1 pseudogene is annotated in these 245 nt (G+C 76.7%); it reads left to right on the top strand.

Going from position 1 to position 245, the window contains the following annotated elements:
• Positions 1 to 34 precede the first annotated feature (34 nt).
• A pseudogene (locus tag DBR36_RS18185) lies at positions 35 to 245 on the top strand (hypothetical protein); the annotation flags it as partial.

The raw sequence follows: 245 nt of genomic DNA, 5'->3' as shown, positions 1-245 counted from the left end.
CGACCTGCCGGCGGGGTCGGTCTCGACCCTCTTCGTGCTAGATGACGCCCAGGGCGCGCTGACGGCGCAGACCATCACCGACTCGGCGACCCTCGCCGACATGCCGGTCGGTGGCATCCACACCGGTGGCGGCGGAACCGCCACCGCGACGACCGCGCCCTCGGGTGCCGTTGCGGCGGGCGCCGGTGCGGCGGCGGTGGCGCTGGGCGCCGTCGCGCTGATCGCGGTGCGCCGACACCGTCGGG

The organism is Microbacterium sp. HMWF026 (assembly GCF_003061325.1).
In the GTDB taxonomy this organism is placed as follows: Bacteria; Actinomycetota; Actinomycetes; order Actinomycetales; family Microbacteriaceae; genus Microbacterium; species Microbacterium testaceum_E.
This window is presented reverse-complemented; position numbering and strand designations above follow the sequence as displayed.